Here is a 20,078-nt window from a genome sequence, read left to right on the forward strand (position 1 = left end):
GATCGAATGCATGTTGCGTCGCACCAGGGGCGGGGTCGATCAGGTGGCGGTGCCGCGACCGGCGACCTTCACGCTGTCCATGGCGGTCCGCGTCGCGGTCTCGCCGAGATCCTTCAGCTGCTCGCTGAGCACCTGCATCTGGGTCTGGACGAACTCGGTCTGCATCTTCACGACCTCCTGGATGTCCTTCGCCTGGACCACCCGCTGGGCGAAGTCGAAGGCCGAGATCACGTTGCGTTCCGCGAAGTTCATCGCCTTCTTGCTGATGCCCTGGGCGCCGACCTGGCTGGCCTTCACCCGCTCCTCGAACGCCGAGACGGCCTCCTGGGCGGCCTGCATGTAGTTGTTGAAGGCGAGCTTGGCCTGCTCGACGCTGCGCTCCGCGACGGCCCGCATCTCGGACGGGATCTCGAAGGACGGGGTGGTGCCTTTCATCATCTTCCTCTCCTACGACGGCGGATTCGATCTGGCCGCCTGCGACACTGTCATTATTGCACTGCAACATGAAAATGGCAAATCGGAAACAACCCGTACGCGATATGGCGCGGCCCCGATCGGCGGATCGATCCGGCAACCTCTGGGCGGCGCCCGCCGTTAACGTTAGCGAACAGTCGGCGGGGGATGTGCCCGCTCCGCCGTGGACGCCTGCGAAAGCGCCATTTATTAAGGGTTTGTTTACGATGGGCGTCGATCCGGCGCGGTCGCCCCGGCGCGTCGCCGAGGCGCGGGAGGGCCCGCGGCGGACACGCTGAACGCGGGATGTGGGCGGAGCGGATGGGAGATCTGTCGGCCGACCTTTCGGCACTCCTCAGATACCGGCTCACGGTCCATGCCGTGGCGGCGGCCCCGGTCTGGCTGTGGTCGACCGACGCCACGCGGCTGCTCTTCGCCAACCCGGCCGGGGCGGCCGTGCTGGGCGGCGGCTCGTTCGCGGACTTGGCCGACCGCCGCTTCGATCCGGCCGATCCGATGGGCGCCCAGGTCGCCCGGCTGGCCGCGACCCTCTATCCGTCCGGAACCACGATCCTCCATCGACTGCGCGGCTTCGGTGCGCCGCTCGGCCGGGCGCTCCTGTGCGCCTGCACCCGCGTGACGGTGGACGGCCGCGGCGCCGTCCTGGTGGTCGCGCAGGAGCCGGCCGGCCCGCGGCTGAGCTTCGCCGAGCGGGTGCGGCGGCTGTGCGCCGCCTTCGAGGTTCCGGTCGCCGCCTATGCGGCCGACGGCACTCGAATCGCGTCCAACCCGGCCGGCGCGCAGGCGAGCGCCGGCGCGGCGCCTCCACTCGCGACGCTGATCGCCCGCGCGCTCGCCGAGGGCGGTGCCGCCGGCGACGGACCGTCCGGCCCGGTGGAGATCGTGCGGGTCGGCGAGGGCGCCGAGACGGCGCTGCTGGCCCGGCTTTCGCCGGCCGCCACCGCGGCGGGCGAGATCGCCGCAGTGGGTGATCGACCGGAGGCCGACCGCCCAGAACCCGCCACGGCGGTCGTCGCGCCGCAGCCGGTCGGTGCCGCGGCCGACATCGCCGAACCCGAGCCCGCGCCGGAGGTGGAGCCCGAAGGCGACGGGCCGGGTCACGCCGCTGCGGTCGATGCGCCGGCCCTCGCCGAATCGCCGCCGCCCGTCGGGTCCGCCGCGGGCGGGGCGAGCGAGGGGGGCGCCGCGGCGACGGTCCGCGACGACGAGGCGGAGTGGCGCGACGATGCGGATGCGGACGCCTCCGACGCGGACCTCAGCGGCCCGGATTCGTCCCGTCCCGACGCCTTGGACGTGCCACGGCCCGCGACTTCCGGCCCCGATCCCGAGACGCCGCGGCGCATCGACGGGCCGGCGACCGAGCGGCGCTACCCGCTGCGCTTCGTCTGGCAGATGGATGCCGAGGGCCGCTTTACGCTCGGCTCCGACGAGTTCGCCGAGGTGATCGGGCCGCGCGTCGCGCTGGCGCTCGGCCGCCCATGGCGCGAGATCGCCGCCGCGCTCGGCCTCGATCCCGACGGCCGGGTTCTGCGCGCGGTCGAGACCCGCGACACCTGGAGCGGCATCGTCGTCTCGTTTCCGGTCGACGGCAGCGAGGATCGGCTCGACGTCGAGCTCTCCGGCCTGCCGGTCTACGACCGCGCCCGCACCTTCCTCGGCTATCGCGGTTTCGGCGTGTGTCGCGACCTCGGCCGGCTCGCCGATTTCGCTCGGCTGCGCCGCGCGCCCGTGTTCACGATCGGCGAAGCCGTGCCGTCCCCGTCGGTGCCGTCCCCGGTCCCGGGGCCGGCCATCGGGCCGGTTGCGGAGGAGCAGCCCGATCCCGCCGCGCCGGAGAACGTCGTCCGCTTTCCGGTCGTGCCCGACCCGCGGTCGTCGGCGCCGGCCGCCGCCGCGCTGACCGCCGGCGAGCACAACGCCTTCCACGAGATCGCCCGCCAGCTCCAGGCCCGCCTGGGTGGCCCGGACGAAGGGGCGGGCGCCGCGGCCGGGGAGGGGGACGTGCGCCCTTCCGTCGCGTCGATCGATGCGGCGGCGGGCGACGCGACGGCGTGCGCCGGGGTGTCCGGCGGGGCCGGTGCGACGGACGCGACCGGGCTCATCGATCGCCTTCCCGTCGGGGTGCTGGTCTATCGCTACGACGAGCTCCTGTTCGCCAATCGCAGCTTCCTGACGACGACCGGCTATCCGGATCTCGACGCGCTCGCCGCCGCCGGCGGACTCGACAGCCTGTTCGTCGCCGGCGACGCCGATCTCGCCGCCACCACGCCCGGCCCGCACGGCCAGGCACTCGCCATCCTGACCCGGCGCGGCGACCGCAAGCCGGTGGCGGCGCGGCTGTTCGCGATCAGCTGGGCCGGCGAGAGCGCCTTCGCGCTCGTGCTGGCGGCGGCCGGCGAGGACCGCACCCGCGCCGGCGACGTCGCGCTCAGGCGGGCCGAGGCGACCATCCGCGAGCTGCACGCGCTTCTCGACACCGCGTTCGACGGCGTCGTGGTGCTGACCCGCGACGGCCGGATCGTGTCGGCGAGCCACAGCGCCGAGGTGCTGTTCGGCGCCGAGGCCGGCGGCCTCGCCGAGACGCCGTTCGAGGACTTGTTCGCCGGTCCGAGCCGCGACGCCGTTCGCGACACGCTCGCCCGGGTGCGGCGGAGCGGCCGCGTCTCCCTCGACGCCGGTCGCGAGGTGACGGGCGCGGTGCGCGGCGGCGGCGCCGTTCCGCTCGCCATGACCATGGGTCCGATGAGCGACGGCAGCGACCGCCTGTGCGTCGTGTTCCGCGATCTCTCGGCGCACCGGGCGGGCGCGCCGTCGGCCGGAGCGACGCTCGCCTTCGCGCCGGCCGGGCCGGCGGCCCGTGCGCACCGACCGGCGGCCGGCGCCGCGCCGGCGGAGCGCGCGGTCGGCGAGCCGGCCGGCGTCGTCGCCAAGCTCGGGCACGGCCTGCGCACCCCGCTGACCGCCGTGATGGGCTTCACCGACCTGATGCTGGAGGAGCGCTACGGCCCGGTCGGCAACGAGCGCTACCGCGGCTATCTGCGCGATGTGCGCGCCGCCGCCCAGCAGATGGCCGGGCTGATCGACGACACGCTCAGCCTGTCGCAGGCAGAGAGCGGCACGCTCGAGCTGACCTTCGTGTCGGTCGATCTCAACGAGATCGTCCGGGAGGCCGTGAAGAGCATGCAGCCGCAGGCGAACCGCGAGCGCATCATCATCCGCTCGTCGCTCGCCCCGCGGGTGCCGCCGATCGTCGCCGACACCCGCTCGCTGCACCAGATCATCCTCAACCTGATCGGCAACGCCATCCGGCTCGGCGGCCCGGGCGGCCAGGTGATCGTCTCGACCGGCCAGAACGACCGCGGCCAGGTGGTGCTGCGGGTGCGCGACACCGGCCACGGCATGAGCCAGAAGGATCTGCAGTCGGCCTTGCAGGCCGACACCCGCGCCGACACGGCGCCGCCGGCCGGCAACGGCCTCGGCCTGCCGCTGACCAAGGCGCTCGCCGAGGCGAACCGCGGCACCTTCGCGATCACCAGCCGGGTCAACGACGGCACCCTCGTCGAGGTGACGTTCCCGCGGCCGAAGATTCCGGCCGAATAGGTCGGCCGTCTGCCCCTCGTTCGTCATGTCGGTGCTCGTCGCGGGCGTCCACGCGCCGAACGCCTCGCGACACTCAAGATCGTGGACAGCCGTGGCACGAGCCCGGCCATGACGAAGACGTGAGTCGCGGCCGGACGGATCCCTCCCGTCATATTTGCGTTATGCTGCGAGGTGCCGGTGCGTCAGCGCCGGCGGCGTCCGCTCCGCGACACCCCCGCGCGGCGTCGGCCGCCACGGGGCTGTCCGCCGCGATGCGAGGCCGGTCCGATCGAGGCGGGGGGCGATCGGAGGCGGCGATGCGCATCCCGGTGGTCGGCATCCCGATGCTCGACATCCCGATGCTCGACGGGCCGAGACGCGCGGCACGGGCCGCGCTCGGCGTCCTGGTGCTCGCCGTGGGGATGCTTGCCGCCGTGCTGTCCGGGACGCCGCCGGCCCGCGCCGCCGAGGAGGTCGACCTGCTGCTGGCGCTCGCCGCCGACGTGTCGCGCAGCGTCGACGGCCAGAAGTTCCAGCTCCAGCGTGACGGCTACGCGGCGGCCCTCACCGACCCCAAGGTGGTCGCGGCGATCACGGGCGGCACGCTCGGCCGCATCGCGGTCGCCTATATCGAGTGGTCCGGCGCCGGCAACCAGAAGGTCGTGATCGACTGGACCGTGATCCGCGACGCCGACAGCGCCGGCAAGTTCGCGACCCAGCTCCTCGAAAGCCCGCGCGCCTTCGCCGACCGCACCTCGATCTCGGGGGGCATCGACTTTTCGGTGGCGCAGCTCGAGCGGGCGCCCTTCCAGGCGCGGCGGAAGACCATCGACGTGTCGGGCGACGGCACCAACAATTCCGGTCGCGACGTGACGGCGGCGCGCGACGAGGCGGTCGCCAAGGGCATCCAGATCAACGGCCTCGTCATCCTCACCGAGCAGCCGCTGTCGTGGAACGCCGAGCACACCAACCCGGCCGGCGGGCTGGACGCCTATTTCCGCAACAACGTGATCGGCGGGCCGGGCGCCTTCGTGATGACGGCGCAGAACTTCGATTCCTTCGGCCAGGCGCTGATCGGCAAGCTGATCGCCGAGATCGCCGACCTGCCGCGGCCGTCGCGGGCGGCGGCGCTCGGCGGCGAGTCGCGCTGAGAGGTCGCGACGTCAGGCGAGATCGGTGCGGGCGAAGTCGTCGCCCTTGTAGAGGAGGGGGACGCCGAGGCCGCCGGCGCAGGCATAGGCGAAGCAGTCGCCGAAGTTCAGGTCGGCCGGATGGCCCACCGCCTTCCCGAACGTGGCGCAGGCGTCCAGCGCGCGGCGCCCGATGTCGGGCGTGATCGGCACCTCCTCGATGCCGAGATCCTCGACGAAGGCCTCCACGGCGGCGCGGGCGCGGCCGAGCAGCTCGGCCGACGGCTTCGCGGCGCCGGCCGGTCCCGCCTTGAGCCGTGCCAGGCCGAGAACGGCCTCGAACTTGACCAGCGGCGACACGAAGAATGGCGGGTCGGTCGCGGCGAGGCGCTTCGCGATCTCCTCCCAGCCGGGCTCCCGCCCGAGGATCGCGACGACGGCCGAGGCATCGAGGAACATCAGCGCTCGTCCCACATCGCGTCGCTCCAGGCCTTCAGGTCGACGGTCGGGTCGCTCGGTCCCATCGAGTCGGCGAGCGCCTGCGCGCGGGCGAGACGATCGCGCATCGGCAGGGCGCGGCGCGCCTGTGCGAGCTGGGCCAGGAGGGCGTTGCGCACCGCCTCGGTCTTGGTCCGGGCGCGGGTGAGGCGCCGCACCTCCTCGGCCAGCGCGTCGACGGCGGGATCGCGGATGAAGAGCGCCATGGGATATCTCCGGAGAATATTTAAATATCGCACATTGGATATATTCGCGACTCGGCCGCGTCGACCGAGCGGCCTCGATGGCGCGGCGTGACGCCGCGCCCATTCCGGCTAGCTGCTGCACGCCGGCATCGCGTCACCGGCCGGACACGGGAATTTTTCCGAAGCTTGTAAGGGTTCCAATCTCGGAATCGTTCCAAGTGCATGATGGATCGAGGGAATTCCTTGACGGATCGGCGTCCGCACCTCTAGCTCGGCGGCAGGTGTTCGCCGACACGTGCCCTCAGTCCCCGTCAGGAGCCTGCCATGCCGACGCGCCCGCGCTCTCCGTCGTCCGCCCGTCTCGCGTCCGTTCTCGTCGTCGCCGCGACGCTCGTCGCCGCCCCGACGGCGGTGCTCGCCCAGGCCGGCGAGGTGAACGTCTACACGTATCGCGAGGCGAAGCTCGTCGCGCCGTTGTTCGAGGCCTTCACCAAGGACACCGGCATCAAGGTCAACACCATCTCGGCGAGCAGCGGGCTCGAGCAACGCATCGCCACCGAAGGCGCCAACAGCCCGGCCGACGTGCTCCTCACCGTCGACATCGGCCGCCTCAAGGAGGCGATCGACCTCGGCGTCGCCCAGCCGATCAAGTCCGACGTGCTCGACCAGGTTGTGCCGGCCCAGTACCGCGATCCGAACGGCCTGTGGTACGCCGTCTCGGCGCGCGCCCGCGTCGTCTATGCCTCCAAGGCGCGCGTCGCCCAGAACGAGATCACCTACGAGGAGCTGGCCGATCCCAAGTGGAAGGGCCGCGTCTGCATCCGCTCGGGCCAGAACATCTACAACAACGCGCTGTTCGCGGCCGCCATCGCCCATTACGGCGAGGCCAAGGCCGAGGAGTGGCTGAAGGGCTTGAAGGCCAACCTCGCCCAGAAGCCGTCGGGCGGTGACCGCGAGGTGGCGCGCGACATCGCCGCCGGCAAGTGCGACATCGGCGTCGGCAACACCTACTACTGGGCGCTGATGAGCGAGCGCGAGCCCGACAAGAAGGCCTGGGCCGAGGCCACCAAGGTGATCCTGCCGACCTTCAAGGGGCACGGCACCCACATGAACGTGTCGGGCGTGATCCTCGCCAAGAACGCCCCCAACAAGGCGAACGCCCTCAAGCTGATCGAGTGGCTGGTCGGCGAGCAGGCGCAGAAGATTTACGCCGACATGAACTTCGAATATCCGATCCGGTCCGGCGTGAAGCCGCACGCCGTGATCGCCGCCTATGGCGAGCTCGCCGCCGACCCGCTGCCGATCGCCACCATCGCCGAGAACAAGAAGAAGGCCGCGACTCTCGTCGACAAGGTGGGCTTCGACAACTGAGCACCCGGGCGGCCCCGCTTCTCTCACGTCGTCATGGCCGGGCGCGTCCCGGCCATCCGCGTCTTCGTGCGCCGTCGGGTCGCGACGTGGAGGCCCGGCACGAGGCCGGGCATGACGGGGGAGAGATCGGGACGGATGCTCCCGATCACGTCCCGCGGACGGCGTGGGTGAACGGCCCGATCCACGTTCCGCGTCACCTTCTTCGCCTTCCTCGTCACCCGCTCGCCTGGGCGCTGCTCGCAGCGCTGGCGGCGTTGGTCGCGACGCCGCTCGCGAGTCTCGTCGCCATCGCGCTGCGCGGCGATCCCGAGCTGTGGCCGCATCTCGCCGCCTATGTGCTGCCCGACGCGCTCGCGACGACCGCGTTGCTGCTCGCCGGCATCGCGGCGCTGACCGCGCTGATCGGCGTCGGCACCGCTTGGCTGGTCGCCGTGCACGACTTTCCGGGTCGTTCGCTGATGACCTGGCTGCTGCCGCTGCCGCTCGCCTTCCCGACCTACATCGTCGCCTACGTGTACGCCGACACGCTCGACACGCTCGGGCCCGTGCAGGGCGCGCTGCGCTGGCTGCTCGGCATCGCGGTGCCGGCCGGCTCGCTCTTGCCGGAGCCGCGCTCGCTCGGCGGCGCCGTCGTGATCATGAGCCTGGTGCTCTATCCGTATGTGCATCTCGCCATGCGGGCGAGCTTTCAGGGGCGCAGCGCCGTGCTGATCGAGGCGGCGCGGCTGTTCGGGGCGAGCCCGTGGCGGATCGCCCGCACCATCACGCTGCCGATGGCGAGGCCCGCGCTCGCCGCCGGCCTCGCACTGGTGCTGATGGAGTCCCTCAACGACATCGGCGCCACCGAGTATCTCGGCGTCCGCACCCTGACGCTCGCCGTGTTCACCACCTGGCTCAATCGCGGCAGCCTCGCCGGCGCCGCCCAGATCGCCGTCGTGATGCTGATCGCGGTCGCCGCCCTGATCGCGCTGGAGCGCCATGCCCGTCGCCATCGCCTCGTCGCGGCGAGCAGCGCCGACGCGCGGATCTGCCGGCGCCTGCCGCTCACCGGCGCGGCCGGCCTCCTCGCCCTCGCCGCCTGCCTGGTGCCGGTCGGGCTCGGCTTCGCCGTGCCGTTCGGCTTCCTGCTGCGCGAGGTCTTCGTCCGCGGCCTTCTCGTCGGCTTCGACCCTGACCTCGTTCGCCACATCGGCTCGACCGTGATGCTGGCCGGCACCGCCACCGTCGTCACGCTGACCTTGGGGTTCGGCGGCGCCTTCGCGGCCCGGCTGATCCGCCGTCGGCGCGCCGGCGCGCTGCTCGGCGCCGCCGGGCTCGGCTACGCGGTGCCCGGCACCGTGCTGGCGCTCGGGCTGCTCGGGCCGCTGGTCGCGGTCGACGAGGCCATCGGCGGCGTGATGCGGGCCTTAACCGGGCACGGCGCCGGCCTTTTGCTCGCCGGCTCGGCCGCCGCCGTCGTCATCGCCTACACGATCCGGTTTCTCGCCATCGCCACCGGCTTCGCCCAGGCGGCGCTGACCCGCCTGCCGGTCGACCTCGACGACGCCGCCGCCTCGGTCGGCGCGCGGCCGCGTCGGGTCGTCGCCGCCGTGCATCTGCCGCTCACCCGGCCGGCGCTCGTCGGCGCCGCCCTCCTCGTGTTCGTCGACTGCCTGAAGGAGCTGCCGGCCACCCTGCTGCTCCGCCCGCTCAACACCGAGACGCTGGCGACCTATGTCTACCAGTTCGCCACCCGCGGCAGCTTCGAGGAGGGGGCGCTCGCCGCCCTGCTGATCGTCCTGGTCGGCCTCGTCCCGGTGATCCGCATGGTCCGGCTCGCCGACGATCTCGACCCGGACGCGCCGCTCGCGTAGCATCGTGCCGCACCTGCAGCATGGACCGGACCTGCGGCCGGGCGGAGCCCTGCGCGGGCCGGGGCGAGACACGACCGGGAGGCGTCCGTCGGCGGCGTCGACGCGCCGTCCGCGAGCGGCCCGAGCGACTGAACAGACTTGCGAATCCGTCACGCGGTCGGCCACATCCGGACCGGCGAGCCGGGCGCGACGGCAGCGGTTCTCGAACGCGAAGCAAACGGCGGTGGGATCATGAGGGTGGGAACATGAAGAAGGTCTATGCGGACCCGTCCGCGGCCCTGGCGGGGCTCTTGAAGGACGGGATGACGATCATGTCGGGCGGCTTCGGCCTGTGCGGCATACCCGAGAGCCTGATCAAGGCGGTGCGCGAGTCGGGGGCCAAGAACCTGACCGTGATCTCCAACAATGCCGGCGTCGACGGGATCGGCCTCGGCATCCTCCTGGAGACCCGCCAGATCGCGAAGATGATCTCGTCCTACGTGGGCGAGAACAAGCTCTTCGCGCAGCAGTTCCTGTCCGGCGACCTGGAGCTCGAGTTCAACCCGCAGGGGACGCTCGCCGAGCGCATCCGGGCCGGCGGCGCCGGCATCCCGGCCTTCTACACCAAGACCGGCGTCGGCACCGTGATCGCCGAGGGCAAGGAGGTGCGCGAGTTCAACGGCGAGAAATACGTGATGGAGACCGGCCTCGTCGCCGACGTCTCGCTCGTGCACGCCTGGATGGGCGACACCGAGGGCAACCTCGTCTACCGGAAGACCGCCCGCAACTTCAATCCGATGATGGCGACGGCCGGCAAGGTCACCGTCGCCGAGGTCGAGCATCTGGTCGATCCGGGCGACATCGAGCCCGACCGCATCGTCACGCCGGGCATCTTCGTCCAGCGGGTCGTGCAGGTGCACGCCGAGAAGCACATCGAGCAGCGCACCACGCGCAAGCGCAGCCTGGCCGAGATGCCGGCCGGCGCCGGGGAGGAAGTGTGATGGCCTGGACCCGTGACCAGATGGCGGCCCGCGCCGCCCGCGAGCTGAAGGACGGCTTCTACGTCAATCTCGGCATCGGCATCCCGACGCTCGTCTCCAACTACATCCCGGAGGGCGTCAAGGTCGTGCTGCAGAGCGAGAACGGCATGCTCGGCATGGGGCCGTTCCCGTATGACGGCGAGGAGGACGCCGACCTGATCAACGCCGGCAAGCAGACCATCACGGAGCTGCCGACGACCAGCTACTTCTCCTCCGCCGACAGTTTCGCGATGATCCGCGGCGGTCACATCGACCTGTCGATCCTGGGTGCCATGCAGGTCGCCGAGAACGGCGACCTCGCCAACTGGATGATCCCGGGCAAGATGGTGAAGGGCATGGGCGGTGCCATGGACCTGGTCGCCGGGGTGAAGAAGGTCGTCGTGGTGATGGAGCACGTCGCCAAGGACGGGCCGAAGCTCCTGCACCGCTGCAACCTGCCGCTCACCGGCGCCAACGTGGTCGACATGGTGATCACGGATCTGGCCGTGTTCACCATCGACAAGCACGGCCCCGGCGGCATGACCCTGATCGAGCTCGCCGACGGCGTGTCGCTCGACGAGGTCAAGGCCAACACCGAGGCGACCTTCAAGGTCGGCTCGGCCAAGGCGGCCTGAGCGGCCGGGCACTGTCCCCCCCTGGAGGTTGTTGCAGGACCGGTCGGTCCGGGGCCCGGATCTGCGGTCCGCGAGCCCGGAATCCAGACCCCCGGCGAGCATGGCTCACGACAGGCAGGGGTTAGGGGGGCCGGGCTCGGCGCACCGAAGTCGGCGTCGGCCGACGTCGGCACGCCTCGAACCCGATCCCGGGCAGACCCGGGATCGGTGCGCCACCCCGAAACGACGGAGCAAATTCTGCCCTCCATGCGGCGACGCGGTCGCGATGGACCTCGCTCTCGCTCGTGGCTTTTCCAAAAACCCCTTCCGGCGCCGAGTCTTGCCGGCCACGAAAGGGTCACAGAGATCGCGCAGGGTCGGCGCGTTCCGCCGGCCTTTGCCCGGCTCGACCCGCATGACAAAACCGGATCTGTGCTGCCGTGAGCGTCCCCACCGGCTTCAAGCGTCTCGCCGCCGCCGTCTCCCTGGTGGCGGTGGGCGGTGTCGTGGTGCTGGGGCTCGCATCCTATCTGGTGTCGGTCGATGCCGCCCGTGACGCCGTCACGGGCGAGGTGCGCGCCGTCACCGGCCTAGAGCCGACCGTGCGGGGCACATCGACCCTGTCGATGTTCCCGTCGCCCCGCATCGCGCTCGGCGACATCGCACTCGCCGGCTATGCCGAGGACGACTCGCCCTTCGTGGCCGAGGCGCTGGTCGCCAATGTGCGCTGGCTGCCGCTCCTGACCGGGCGGATCGAGATCGCCGACATCGCGCTGGTGCGGCCCCACATCACCGTGAAGTTCGCCGCCGACGGGCGCTCCAACTGGTCGCCGCTGGTCGACACGCTGGCACGGGCGATGCGCCCCGATCCACGGGCCGAGCCGCGCTCCCTGTCCTTCTCCGAGATCCGGATCGCCGACGGCACCGTCGTGGTGGTCGATGCCGCCCGCGGTCTCAGCGAGGCGCTGGAGCGGGTCGAGCTGTCGCTCGCCTGGCCGTCGATCGCCAAGAGCTTCGCGGCGACCGGCCGGGTGACCTGGCGGGACGAGCCGCTCGACCTCGCGCTGGCGATCGCCGACTTCCCGGCGGCGCTGGTGGGCGAGACCTCCGGGCTCAAGCTGCGCCTCGGCGGGGTGCCGCTTAAGGCGGCCTTCGAGGGCGCCATGAGCCTGCGCCCGAGCCTCAAGATCGACGGCACGTTGGCGGCCGACGCGCCGTCGCTGCGCGCCGCGCTCGGCTGGGTGTCGGGGCGGCCGCTCTACGGCGTCGGGCTCGGCCGCTTCGCCCTGAAGGCCAAGACCAACGTGGTCAGCGGCACGGTCGCCCTGTCGAGCCTCAACATCGAGCTCGACGGCAACGCCGCCGAGGGGGTGCTGACCTGGGCGCTGAGCGACCGTCGCAGCCTGCAGGGGACGCTGGCCGTCGACACGCTCGACCTCACCCCCTACGCGTCCGCGATGCGGCTGATGGCCTCCGACCAGCGCGCCTGGAACCGCAAGCCGCTGGCGCTGGACTGGTTCGACGACGTCGACCTCGACCTGCGGGTCTCCGCCGCCCGGGTGCTGACCCCGCAGACGCGCTTCGGCCGCACCGCGATGGCCGCGACCCTGCAAAATCGGCGGCTGGTCGTCACGGTCGGCGAGTCGCACGCCTTCAACGGCGTCGTCACCGGCTCGCTCGCCCTCGACAAGACGGCCGAGGGCGCTGCCCTGCGGTCCCAGCTCTCGTTCCGCGACGTCGACCTCGAGACCTGCCTGTCCGAGCTGATCGGGGTGCGCCGGCTGGAGGGCAAGGGCAACGTCCTGGTCAGCCTCGACGGGGCGGGGGCGAGCGTCTTCGGCCTCACCCGCACGCTCAACGGCCGCGTCTCGCTGACGGCGGCCAACGGGGCGCTGGTCGGGGTCAATGTCGAGCAGCTGCTGCGGCGGCTGGAGCGTCGCCCGCTCGGCGGCGGCGCCGACTTCCGCTCCGGCCGCACTCCCTTCGACAGCCTCGCGGTCGTCCTCAAGGTCAGCAACGGCACGGCCCAGGCCGAGGACGTGCGCCTCCAGGGCACCAATGTGCGGCTCGCCGTGGCCGGGACCGCCTCGGTGCCGAGCCGCGAGCTCGACCTCACCGGGACGGCGAGCCTGCTGGCCCCCATGCTCGAGCAGCCGCCGACCTTCGAGCTGCCGTTCTTCGTCCAGGGCAGCTGGGACGACCCGATGATGCTGCCCGACACCCAGGCGCTGATCCGCCGCTCCGGCGCCGCGGCGCCGCTGCTCGACTCGCTCTCGGATAAGCGCACCCGCGACGCGGTCCGCTCGGCCATCGACCGGCTCGGCGGCGGCGACGGTGCCGCCGTGCTGCGCCGCCTCGGCATTCCGGCACCGACCCCCGCCCCGGCCGCGGAGCCCGCCCCGGCCCCGACGCCGGACTCGGCCCCCGCGGCCGAGCAGGCCACCCCGGCGCCCGAGCCGACGCCCGTCCCCGAGGCGCCGGTGGCCGAGGTGCCGACGCGCTGAGGGACCGATTCGCTGAGGGACCGATTCGTTGCGGCCTCGGCCCGCCCGCTCGCCGCGCCGCCTCCAACAGTGCGCTTGCTGTATGATGGCGCGCCGCGAATCGGTCGGTCGCGCGCCATCGCGCAGGGGTGGAGCCCGGGGACGATGTGGAGAGTGCTGCACACCGTGGCGAAGATCGCGGTCGCCTCGCTGATCGTCGGGACCGTGCTGGCGCATTTCGGCATCACGCTCGACGCCCTGGTCGGCGAGCTCGGCGTCTCGCCGGAGCGGCTCGAGCAGGCGGTCCGCCGCGCCGTCGCCGTGGTGCTGCCCAACCTGCTGCTCGGCGCCGTGATCATCGTCCCGATCTGGGCGCTGATCTACATCCTCCGCCCGCCCGGCCAGAGCAGCGAGTGACCGGGCTTGCGATGCCCCTCGGAATGACCCCGTTCACGGGGCCGCCGCCTCGCGGCGCTCCGCCCGCCGGGTCGCCAGCGAGGCGAGGATGACGACCAGCGCCGTCACGGCGATGAAGATCGTGCACACGGCGTTGATCTCCGGCTTCACCCCGAGCCGCACCTCCGAGTAGATCCGGATCGGCAGCGTCGTCGCGCCCGGGCCCGTCGTGAAGCTGGCGATGACGAGGTCGTCGAGCGACAGCGAGAAGGCGAGCAGGAAGCCGGCCGCGATGCCGGGCGCGATCACGGGCAGCGTGACGGTGAGGAACGTCGCGAGCGGCGGGCAGCCGAGATCCTGCGCGGCCTCCTCCAGGCTGCGGTCGAAGCCGGCGAGGCGCGACTGCACGACGACCGCGACGAAGCACATGGTGAGCGTCGTGTGGGCGATCGTCACGGTCGCGGCACCGCGCTCGAAGCCGACCGCGACGAACAAGAGCAGCAGCGACAGGCCGGTGATCACCTCGGGCATCACCAGCGGCGCGTAGATCATCGCGGCGAAGGGCAGCCGGCCGCGGAAGCGGCCGAGCCGGGTCAAGGCGAGCGCCGCGAGCGTGCCGAGCACGGTGGCGAGCGTCGCCGAGGCGAGGGCGATGCCGAGCGAGGTCAGCGCCGCCTCCTGCAGGGCGCGGTCCTCCATCAGCGCCACGTACCAGCGCGTCGAGAAGCCGCCCCACACGGTGACGAGCCGCGAGGCGTTGAACGAGTAGACGACCAGAATCAGGATCGGCACGTAAAGGAAGGCGAGCCCGAGCGCGAGCGAGACGAGATTGAACCCGGACAGGCGGCGCATCTCAGCGGCCCTCGCGGATCTGGCGCGACTGCAGCGCCTCGTAGCCGGCGATCGGCCCGACCAGCAGCACCAGCAGGACGACCGCGATGGCCGAGGCGACCGGCCAGTCCTTGTTGGAGAAGAACTCGGTCCACAGCGTCTGACCGATCATCATCGTCTCCGAGCTTCCGAGCAGGTCGGGAATCACGAACTCGCCGACGATCGGGATCATGCAGAGAAGGCAGCCGGCGCCGACGCCGGGCAGGATCAGCGGCAGGGTGACGAGCCAGAACGCTCGTCCGCGCGGGCAGCCGAGATCGGCGGCGGCCTCCATCAGCGTCTCGTCGAGCTTCTGTAGGCTCGCATAGAGCGGCAGCACCATGAACGGCAGGTAGGAGTAGACGATCCCGATGATCACGGCCGCGTCGGTGGCGAGCCACACCGGCGGCGTGTCGACGAGGCCCAGCGCGAGGAGCGCCTGATTCAGCAGGCCGTCGTGCTGCAGGATGGTCATCCAGGCATAGATGCGGATCAGGAACGAGGTCCAGAACGGCAGCATCACGGCGACCACAAGAATCGCCTGCGCCCGCGCCGGAGCGCGCGCCATGGCGTGCGCGATCGGCAGGCCGACGGCGAGCAGGATCGCGGTCGAGACGAGCGCCACCTGCAGGCTCTTCAGATAGGAAAACAGATAGAGGTCGTCGCTTGCGATCAGCGCGTAGGCGTCGGTCGAGAGGGCGCGGACGAAATCGGCCACGCCGGAAAGCCCCGCCGCGAGGTCGAGCACCGGCGTGTAGGGCGGCTGCGCGATCGCGGTCTGCGACAGGCTGAGCCGCCCGACGATCAGGAACGGCACCAGGAAGAAGGCGACCAGCCACAGATAGGGCAGGGCGACGATCAACCGCTCGCCGAGAGATTGTCGCGGCTTCGAGGTGACTTGATTCATCTCGCCACCGCATCCGTCGCGGCCGGCGCCGAAGAGCCCCCCACCCCCGGCGCGCGGTGCGCGCCAAAGCCCTCCCCGCCACGCCCTGCGGGCGTGGGAGGAGGGGGCGGGGGTGGGGGGCAGTCCAGGCGGTCGAGCCCGGTGTTGTGTTCAGGCGTGCTGATCACCTCGTCCCTCACTCCGTCAGCACCACGGCGGCGTCCGGCGGAAACGACAGGCGGACCATGTCGTCCCAGTCGATGCCCTGCTCGGTGCGTCGGCGCGCGTTGGTGACCGACGCCTTGAGCAGGGTGCCGTCGTCGAGCCGTACCTTGTAGAGCGACATGTCGCCCAGATAGGCGATGTCGCCGACCTTGCCCGTGACGGTGTTGTCCGGCGCCGGCTCGGCCGTCGCGGAGGCGGCCGTCCCGGTGGCGACGACGAGCTTCTCGGGGCGCACCGCGAGCGTCACCCGGTCGCCGATGCCGGCCGTCGTCGGGCCGGCGGCGCGGAACCGGCGGCCGCCCGGATCGGTGATCGTGACCCCGCCGGCGTCGGCCGCCGCCACGGTGCCCTCGATGAAATTGACGTCGCCGATGAAGCCGGCCACCCAGCGCGAGCGCGGCTGCTCGTAGATCTCGGACGGGGTGCCGACCTGGGCGAGACGGCCGTGATTCATCACGCCGATCCGGTCCGCCATGGTCATCGCCTCCTCCTGGTCGTGGGTGACGACGACGAACGTGGTGGCGAGCCGCTCCTGAAGGGCCATCAGCTCGAACTGAGTTTCTTCGCGCAACTTCTTGTCCAAGGCGGCCAGCGGCTCGTCGAGCAGCAGCACCTTGGGGTGCTTGGCGAGGGCGCGGGCGAGCGCGACGCGCTGGCGCTGGCCGCCGGAAAGCTGGTGCGGCTTGCGCCCGCCCAGGCCTTCGAGCCGGACGAGGCGCAGCATCTCGGCGATGCGGGCCGCGATCTCCGCTTTCGGCAGCCGGTCCTGCTTCAGCCCGAATGCGATGTTGCCGGCGACCGTCAGATGCGGAAACAGCGCGTAGCTCTGGAACATCATGTTGACGGGCCGCCGCCACGGCGGCACCGCGGCGATGTCCTCGCCGGCGAGCAGGATGCGTCCGGCGTCCGGCCGCTCGAAGCCGGCCAGCATGCGCAGCAGCGTGGTCTTGCCGCAGCCCGAGGGGCCGAGCAGGGCGAAGAACTCGCCTTCGCGGATGTCGAGGTCGAGACGATCGACGGCCGTCGTGTCGCCGAAGCGGCGCGTCACGTCGTCGAACCGCACCATCGTCCGGTCGCTGCGCAGGACGGTGCCCGGACGGCGCTCGCCGGCGGGGCGCGCGTCCGCGCGAGGGGAGACGGTGTCGGGCGGTTGCTCGGTCGGGGCCACGGCTCGGGGCATCGGGGGGTCCGCTGCGACGGGATCCTGCTCGGCTGTCTTGATGGGCAGCGGCGGCGCCGCGATCAACCGTAATTTTCGGTGGTCCCGCACCGGCCCCGCGACCGCGGCGGGGCACCCGCGCGCCGGGGCCGGTGGGCCGCGCCGCGGCCCGGCGCTATCGTCTTGTCGGCGCAGTGATTCGCCGGCGTCTCGACGGCGTATCCGGGGCGGCGACAGGTGGGACGAGAGGGCGGTATGGACTTCAGCGGGCGGCACGTGGTGGTGACGGGCGGCACCGGGGCGCTCGGCGTCGGCGTGGTGACGGCCCTGGTCGAGGCCGGGGCGGTCTGCCACGTCCCCTACACGCGCGAGAGCGCCGCCGAGGCGTTTCCGCTCCGCGACCACGACCGGGTCATCCTCTACGGCGAGCTCAATCTCGGCGACAGCGAGGACGTCGAGGAGCTCTACGAGCGCTTGCCGCCGCTGTGGGCGTCGATCCATCTCGCCGGGGGCTTCGCCTACGGGCCGCTGCGCGACCTCGACGAGGATGTGCTGCACCACCAGGTCGGCGTCAACCTGATCACCTGCGCGCTGTGCTGCCAGGCGGCGCTGCGGGCCTTCGCCCGCGGCCGCAACGGGGGACGGATCGTCAACGTCGCGGCGCGCCCGGCGCTGGAATGGCGCACCGGCGCCGGCATGGCGATCTACGCAGCCGCCAAGGCGGCGGTCGCCGCCCTCACCGTGGCGCTCGCCGAGGAGGTGGCCAAGGAGGGTGTGCTGGTCAACGCCGTCGCCCCGTCCATCATGGACACGCCGGCGAACCGCCAGGACATGCCGAAGGCCGACCTCTCCGCCTGGCCGAAGGTCGAGGAGGTGGCGGCGACGATCCTGTTCCTCGCCTCCGCCGAAAACCGCGTCACCCGCGGCGCCGTGGTGCCGGTCTACGGCAAGGCGTGAGGCGGTGCGACGCCGGGCCGACGGTACGGCTCGCGGTCCGGCCGTCGACGTCACCGAACCGTCACGGTCGGCGGCTTTGTAGGGCGGACACCGCCGGCCCGGAGCCCCGATGTACGCCGCGACGCTCGGCGCCACGCGCCATGTCTTCCCCGACCTGAAGACCCTGCTCGCCCGGGCGACGCCGGCGCGGAGCGGCGATCGGCTCGCCGGCCTCGCGGCCGAAAGCGGCGAGGAGCGGGTCGCCGCCCAGATGGCGCTCGCCGAGCTGCCGCTGACGACGTTTCTGGCCGAGGCCGTGGTGCCCTACGAGGCCGACGAGGTCACCCGGCTGATCCTCGACACGCACGACCGCGCCGCCTTCGCGCCCGTCTCCCATCTCACCGTCGGCGGCTTTCGCGATTGGCTGCTGTCGGATGCGGCGACCACGCCGGTGCTCGCCGCGCTCGCGCCCGGCCTGACGCCCGAGATGGTCGCGGCGGCGAGCAAGCTGTGCCGGCTGCAGGATCTGATCATGATCGCGGCGAAGTGCGCCGTGGCGACGCGTTTCCGCTCGACCGTCGGCCTGCCCGGGCGGCTGTCGGTGCGGCTCCAGCCCAATCATCCGACCGACGACCCGCGCGGCATCGCCGCCAGCATCCTCGACGGGCTGCTGCTCGGCGCCGGCGACGCCGTGATCGGCATCAACCCGGCGACCGACTCACCGGAGCGCACCCGGACGCTGCTCCGCATGCTGGACGACATTCGCGAAAAGCTCGACATCCCGACCCAGCACTGCGTGCTCGCCCATGTGACGACGACGCTCGACCTGATCAGGACCGGAACGCCGGTCGATCTCGTCTTCCAGTCGATCGCCGGCACGCAGGCCGCCAACACCAGCTTCGGCATCGATCTCGCGCTGCTCGACGAGGCGCACGACGCGGCGCTGTCGCTGAAGCGCGGCACGATCGGCACCAATGTCATGTACTTCGAGACCGGGCAGGGCAGCGCGCTGTCGGCCAACGCCCATCACGGCGTCGACCAGCAGACGCTCGAGGCGCGCGCCTACGCGGTGGCGCGGCGCTACGCGCCGCTGCTCGTCAACACCGTGGTCGGCTTCATCGGCCCGGAATATCTCTACGACGGCAAGGAGATCACCCGGGCCGGCCTGGAGGACCACGTCTGCGGCAAGCTGCTCGGCGTGCCGATGGGCGTCGACGTCTGCTACACCAACCACGCCGAGGCCGATCAGGACGACATGGACGCGTTGCTGGCCCTGCTGGTCGCCGCCGGCGTCAACTTCGTGATGGGCGTGCCGGGCGCCGACGACATCATGCTCGGCTACCAGAGCACGTCGTTCCACGACGCGCTGGCGATGCGCGATCTGTTCGGCAAGCGCCCGGCGCCCGAGTTCGAGGCATGGCTCGCCCGCCAGGGGCTCTTGGACGATGCCGCGCGCATTCGCCCGGGCGCGCTGCCGCCGACGTTCCGGGCGCTGCTGCCGGCGTGACGCGATGACCGAGCCCGACCTTTCGAAGACCTCCACGGCGGTTGCCAACGACGCCGATCCCTGGGCGGGGCTGCGCCGCCTCACGGCGGCCCGCATCGGCCTGCCGCGCGCCGGCGCCAGTCTCGCCACTGCGCCACTGCTGGAGTTCCGCCTCGCCCATGCGCGCGCCCGCGACGCCGTGCACGCGCCCTTCGCGCAGGCGCGGCTGCACCAGGAGCTCGTCGGGCTCGGCCTGCCGGTCGTCTCGGTCGCCAGCGCCGCCGCCGACCGCCACGCCTATCTGATGCGGCCCGATCTCGGGCGCCGGCTCGCGCCCGAGGCCGGCGTGGCGCTGGCCGCCCATGCGGCGACATACGACCTTGCGATCGTCGTCACCGACGGGCTCTCGGCTCAGGCGGTCGAGCGCCACGCCGGGCCGGTGCTCGCCGCCGTGCTGCCGGCGCTGCTGGCCCACGGCTGGCGCGTGGCGCCGCTCGTCGTCGTGCGGCACGGCCGCGTCGCGATCGGCGATGCGGTGGCGGGCGCGCTCGGCGCCGAAAGCGTCGTCGTGCTGATCGGCGAGCGGCCCGGCCTCTCGGCACCCGACAGCATGGGCGCCTATGTGACGTGGCGGCCGCGTGACACCACGACCGATGCCGACCGCAACTGCCTGTCGAACATTCGTCCCGACGGCATCGCTCCTGCCGACGCCGCCTTCAAGCTGACGCATCTCCTGCGTGAGATGCGGGTGCGCCGGCTTTCCGGCGTGATGCTGAAGGACTCTTCGGACGTGCGATCGGTGGAGTCGTAGGGTGGGCAAGGCGCGCCGTTGACGCGCCGTGCCCACGCCGTCTGGTCCAGCGAACGCCGAGCCGAGAGGATCGACCGCGTGGGCACGGGCGTTCCACGCCTTTGCCCACCCTACGACGAATACG

General features: G+C 72.0%; 18 protein-coding genes. 12 read left to right on the forward strand and 6 right to left on the reverse strand.

The features are described from left to right. Positions 1-39: 39 nt before the first annotated feature. On the reverse strand, positions 40-438 hold the full coding sequence (locus tag ACFSOX_RS09110; protein WP_378477489.1) for a phasin family protein: 399 nt from the start codon (positions 436-438) through the stop codon (positions 40-42). Between ACFSOX_RS09110 and ACFSOX_RS09115 the strand changes: the two genes are divergently transcribed. The 3 genes from ACFSOX_RS09115 (at position 425) to ACFSOX_RS09125 (ending at position 5,204) form a co-directional block, all read left to right on the forward strand. Beyond that, positions 425-598 carry a hypothetical protein gene (locus ACFSOX_RS09115; protein ID WP_378477490.1) on the forward strand — a complete coding sequence of 58 codons (174 nt, stop codon included), beginning with the start codon at positions 425-427 and terminating at the stop codon, positions 596-598. The genes ACFSOX_RS09110 and ACFSOX_RS09115 overlap by 14 nt on opposite strands. 176 nt (positions 599-774) lie before the next feature. Further along, a complete protein-coding gene (locus tag ACFSOX_RS09120; protein ID WP_378477491.1) occupies positions 775-4,074 on the forward strand; it encodes a PAS domain-containing sensor histidine kinase in 3,300 nt (1,099 codons plus the stop codon). Between the two features lie 296 nt (positions 4,075-4,370). Continuing rightward, positions 4,371-5,204 (forward strand): DUF1194 domain-containing protein, encoded by an 834-nt coding sequence (locus ACFSOX_RS09125; protein ID WP_378477492.1) that lies wholly within the window; start codon positions 4,371-4,373, stop codon positions 5,202-5,204. 12 nt (positions 5,205-5,216) lie between these two features. On the opposite strand, the gene ACFSOX_RS09130 is transcribed toward ACFSOX_RS09125, so the two are convergent. Further along, complete coding sequence (locus ACFSOX_RS09130) at positions 5,217-5,642, reverse strand: type II toxin-antitoxin system VapC family toxin (RefSeq protein WP_378477493.1); 426 nt, start codon at positions 5,640-5,642, stop codon at positions 5,217-5,219. Next, the gene (locus tag ACFSOX_RS09135) at positions 5,642-5,887 is read right to left on the reverse strand and encodes a type II toxin-antitoxin system VapB family antitoxin (protein WP_378477494.1); all 246 of its coding nucleotides are present in this window, start codon (positions 5,885-5,887) and stop codon (positions 5,642-5,644) included. The genes ACFSOX_RS09130 and ACFSOX_RS09135 overlap by 1 nt, the downstream gene beginning before the upstream one ends. Positions 5,888-6,190: 303 nt before the next feature. Here ACFSOX_RS09135 and ACFSOX_RS09140 point away from each other — a divergent pair, with 303 nt between their 5' ends. The 6 genes from ACFSOX_RS09140 (at position 6,191) to ACFSOX_RS09165 (ending at position 13,602) form a co-directional block, all read left to right on the forward strand. Next, on the forward strand, positions 6,191-7,237 hold the full coding sequence (locus ACFSOX_RS09140; RefSeq protein WP_378477495.1) for a Fe(3+) ABC transporter substrate-binding protein: 1,047 nt from the start codon (positions 6,191-6,193) through the stop codon (positions 7,235-7,237). Between the two features lie 167 nt (positions 7,238-7,404). Then, positions 7,405-9,090 carry an ABC transporter permease gene (locus tag ACFSOX_RS09145; RefSeq protein ID WP_378477496.1) on the forward strand — a complete coding sequence of 562 codons (1,686 nt, stop codon included), beginning with the start codon at positions 7,405-7,407 and terminating at the stop codon, positions 9,088-9,090. Positions 9,091-9,335: 245 nt separating this feature from the next. Further along, positions 9,336-10,070 carry a CoA transferase subunit A gene (locus ACFSOX_RS09150; RefSeq protein ID WP_378477497.1) on the forward strand — a complete coding sequence of 245 codons (735 nt, stop codon included), beginning with the start codon at positions 9,336-9,338 and terminating at the stop codon, positions 10,068-10,070. Continuing rightward, on the forward strand, positions 10,070-10,723 hold the full coding sequence (locus tag ACFSOX_RS09155; protein WP_111360637.1) for a CoA transferase subunit B: 654 nt from the start codon (positions 10,070-10,072) through the stop codon (positions 10,721-10,723). Before ACFSOX_RS09150 ends, ACFSOX_RS09155 begins: the two co-directional genes overlap by 1 nt. A gap of 419 nt (positions 10,724-11,142) precedes the next feature. Then, positions 11,143-13,206: an AsmA family protein gene (locus tag ACFSOX_RS09160; RefSeq protein ID WP_378477498.1), complete on the forward strand. Its 2,064-nt coding sequence runs from the start codon at positions 11,143-11,145 to the stop codon at positions 13,204-13,206. 144 nt (positions 13,207-13,350) lie between these two features. Continuing rightward, on the forward strand, positions 13,351-13,602 hold the full coding sequence (locus ACFSOX_RS09165) for a DUF6460 domain-containing protein (RefSeq protein WP_378477499.1): 252 nt from the start codon (positions 13,351-13,353) through the stop codon (positions 13,600-13,602). A gap of 33 nt (positions 13,603-13,635) precedes the next feature. Here the strand turns inward: ACFSOX_RS09165 and ACFSOX_RS09170 are convergent, their stop codons facing one another. The 3 genes from ACFSOX_RS09170 to ACFSOX_RS09180 form a co-directional block, all read right to left on the reverse strand. Then, positions 13,636-14,433 (reverse strand): ABC transporter permease, encoded by a 798-nt coding sequence (locus tag ACFSOX_RS09170; RefSeq protein ID WP_378477500.1) that lies wholly within the window; start codon positions 14,431-14,433, stop codon positions 13,636-13,638. Between the two features lies 1 nt (position 14,434). Further along, positions 14,435-15,358, reverse strand: a complete 924-nt coding sequence (locus ACFSOX_RS09175; RefSeq protein WP_378477501.1) for an ABC transporter permease — start codon at positions 15,356-15,358, stop codon at positions 14,435-14,437. 175 nt (positions 15,359-15,533) lie between these two features. Continuing rightward, entirely contained in the window at positions 15,534-16,742 is a 1,209-nt protein-coding gene (locus ACFSOX_RS09180) for an ABC transporter ATP-binding protein (RefSeq protein WP_378477502.1), read from the reverse strand. A gap of 234 nt (positions 16,743-16,976) precedes the next feature. Here ACFSOX_RS09180 and ACFSOX_RS09185 point away from each other — a divergent pair, with 234 nt between their 5' ends. From ACFSOX_RS09185 to eutC, 3 genes are all read left to right on the forward strand, one after another. Continuing rightward, complete coding sequence (locus tag ACFSOX_RS09185; protein ID WP_378477503.1) at positions 16,977-17,678, forward strand: SDR family NAD(P)-dependent oxidoreductase; 702 nt, start codon at positions 16,977-16,979, stop codon at positions 17,676-17,678. Positions 17,679-17,787: 109 nt separating this feature from the next. Beyond that, a complete protein-coding gene (locus tag ACFSOX_RS09190; RefSeq protein ID WP_378477504.1) occupies positions 17,788-19,164 on the forward strand; it encodes an ethanolamine ammonia-lyase subunit EutB in 1,377 nt (458 codons plus the stop codon). A 4-nt stretch (positions 19,165-19,168) separates the two neighbouring features. Beyond that, positions 19,169-19,954, forward strand: a complete 786-nt coding sequence (eutC, locus tag ACFSOX_RS09195) for an ethanolamine ammonia-lyase subunit EutC (RefSeq protein WP_378477505.1) — start codon at positions 19,169-19,171, stop codon at positions 19,952-19,954. Positions 19,955-20,078 lie beyond the last annotated feature (124 nt).

The sequence above is a fragment of the Rhodoplanes azumiensis genome (genome assembly GCF_042682915.1).
GTDB lineage: Bacteria > Pseudomonadota > Alphaproteobacteria > Rhizobiales > Xanthobacteraceae > Rhodoplanes > Rhodoplanes azumiensis.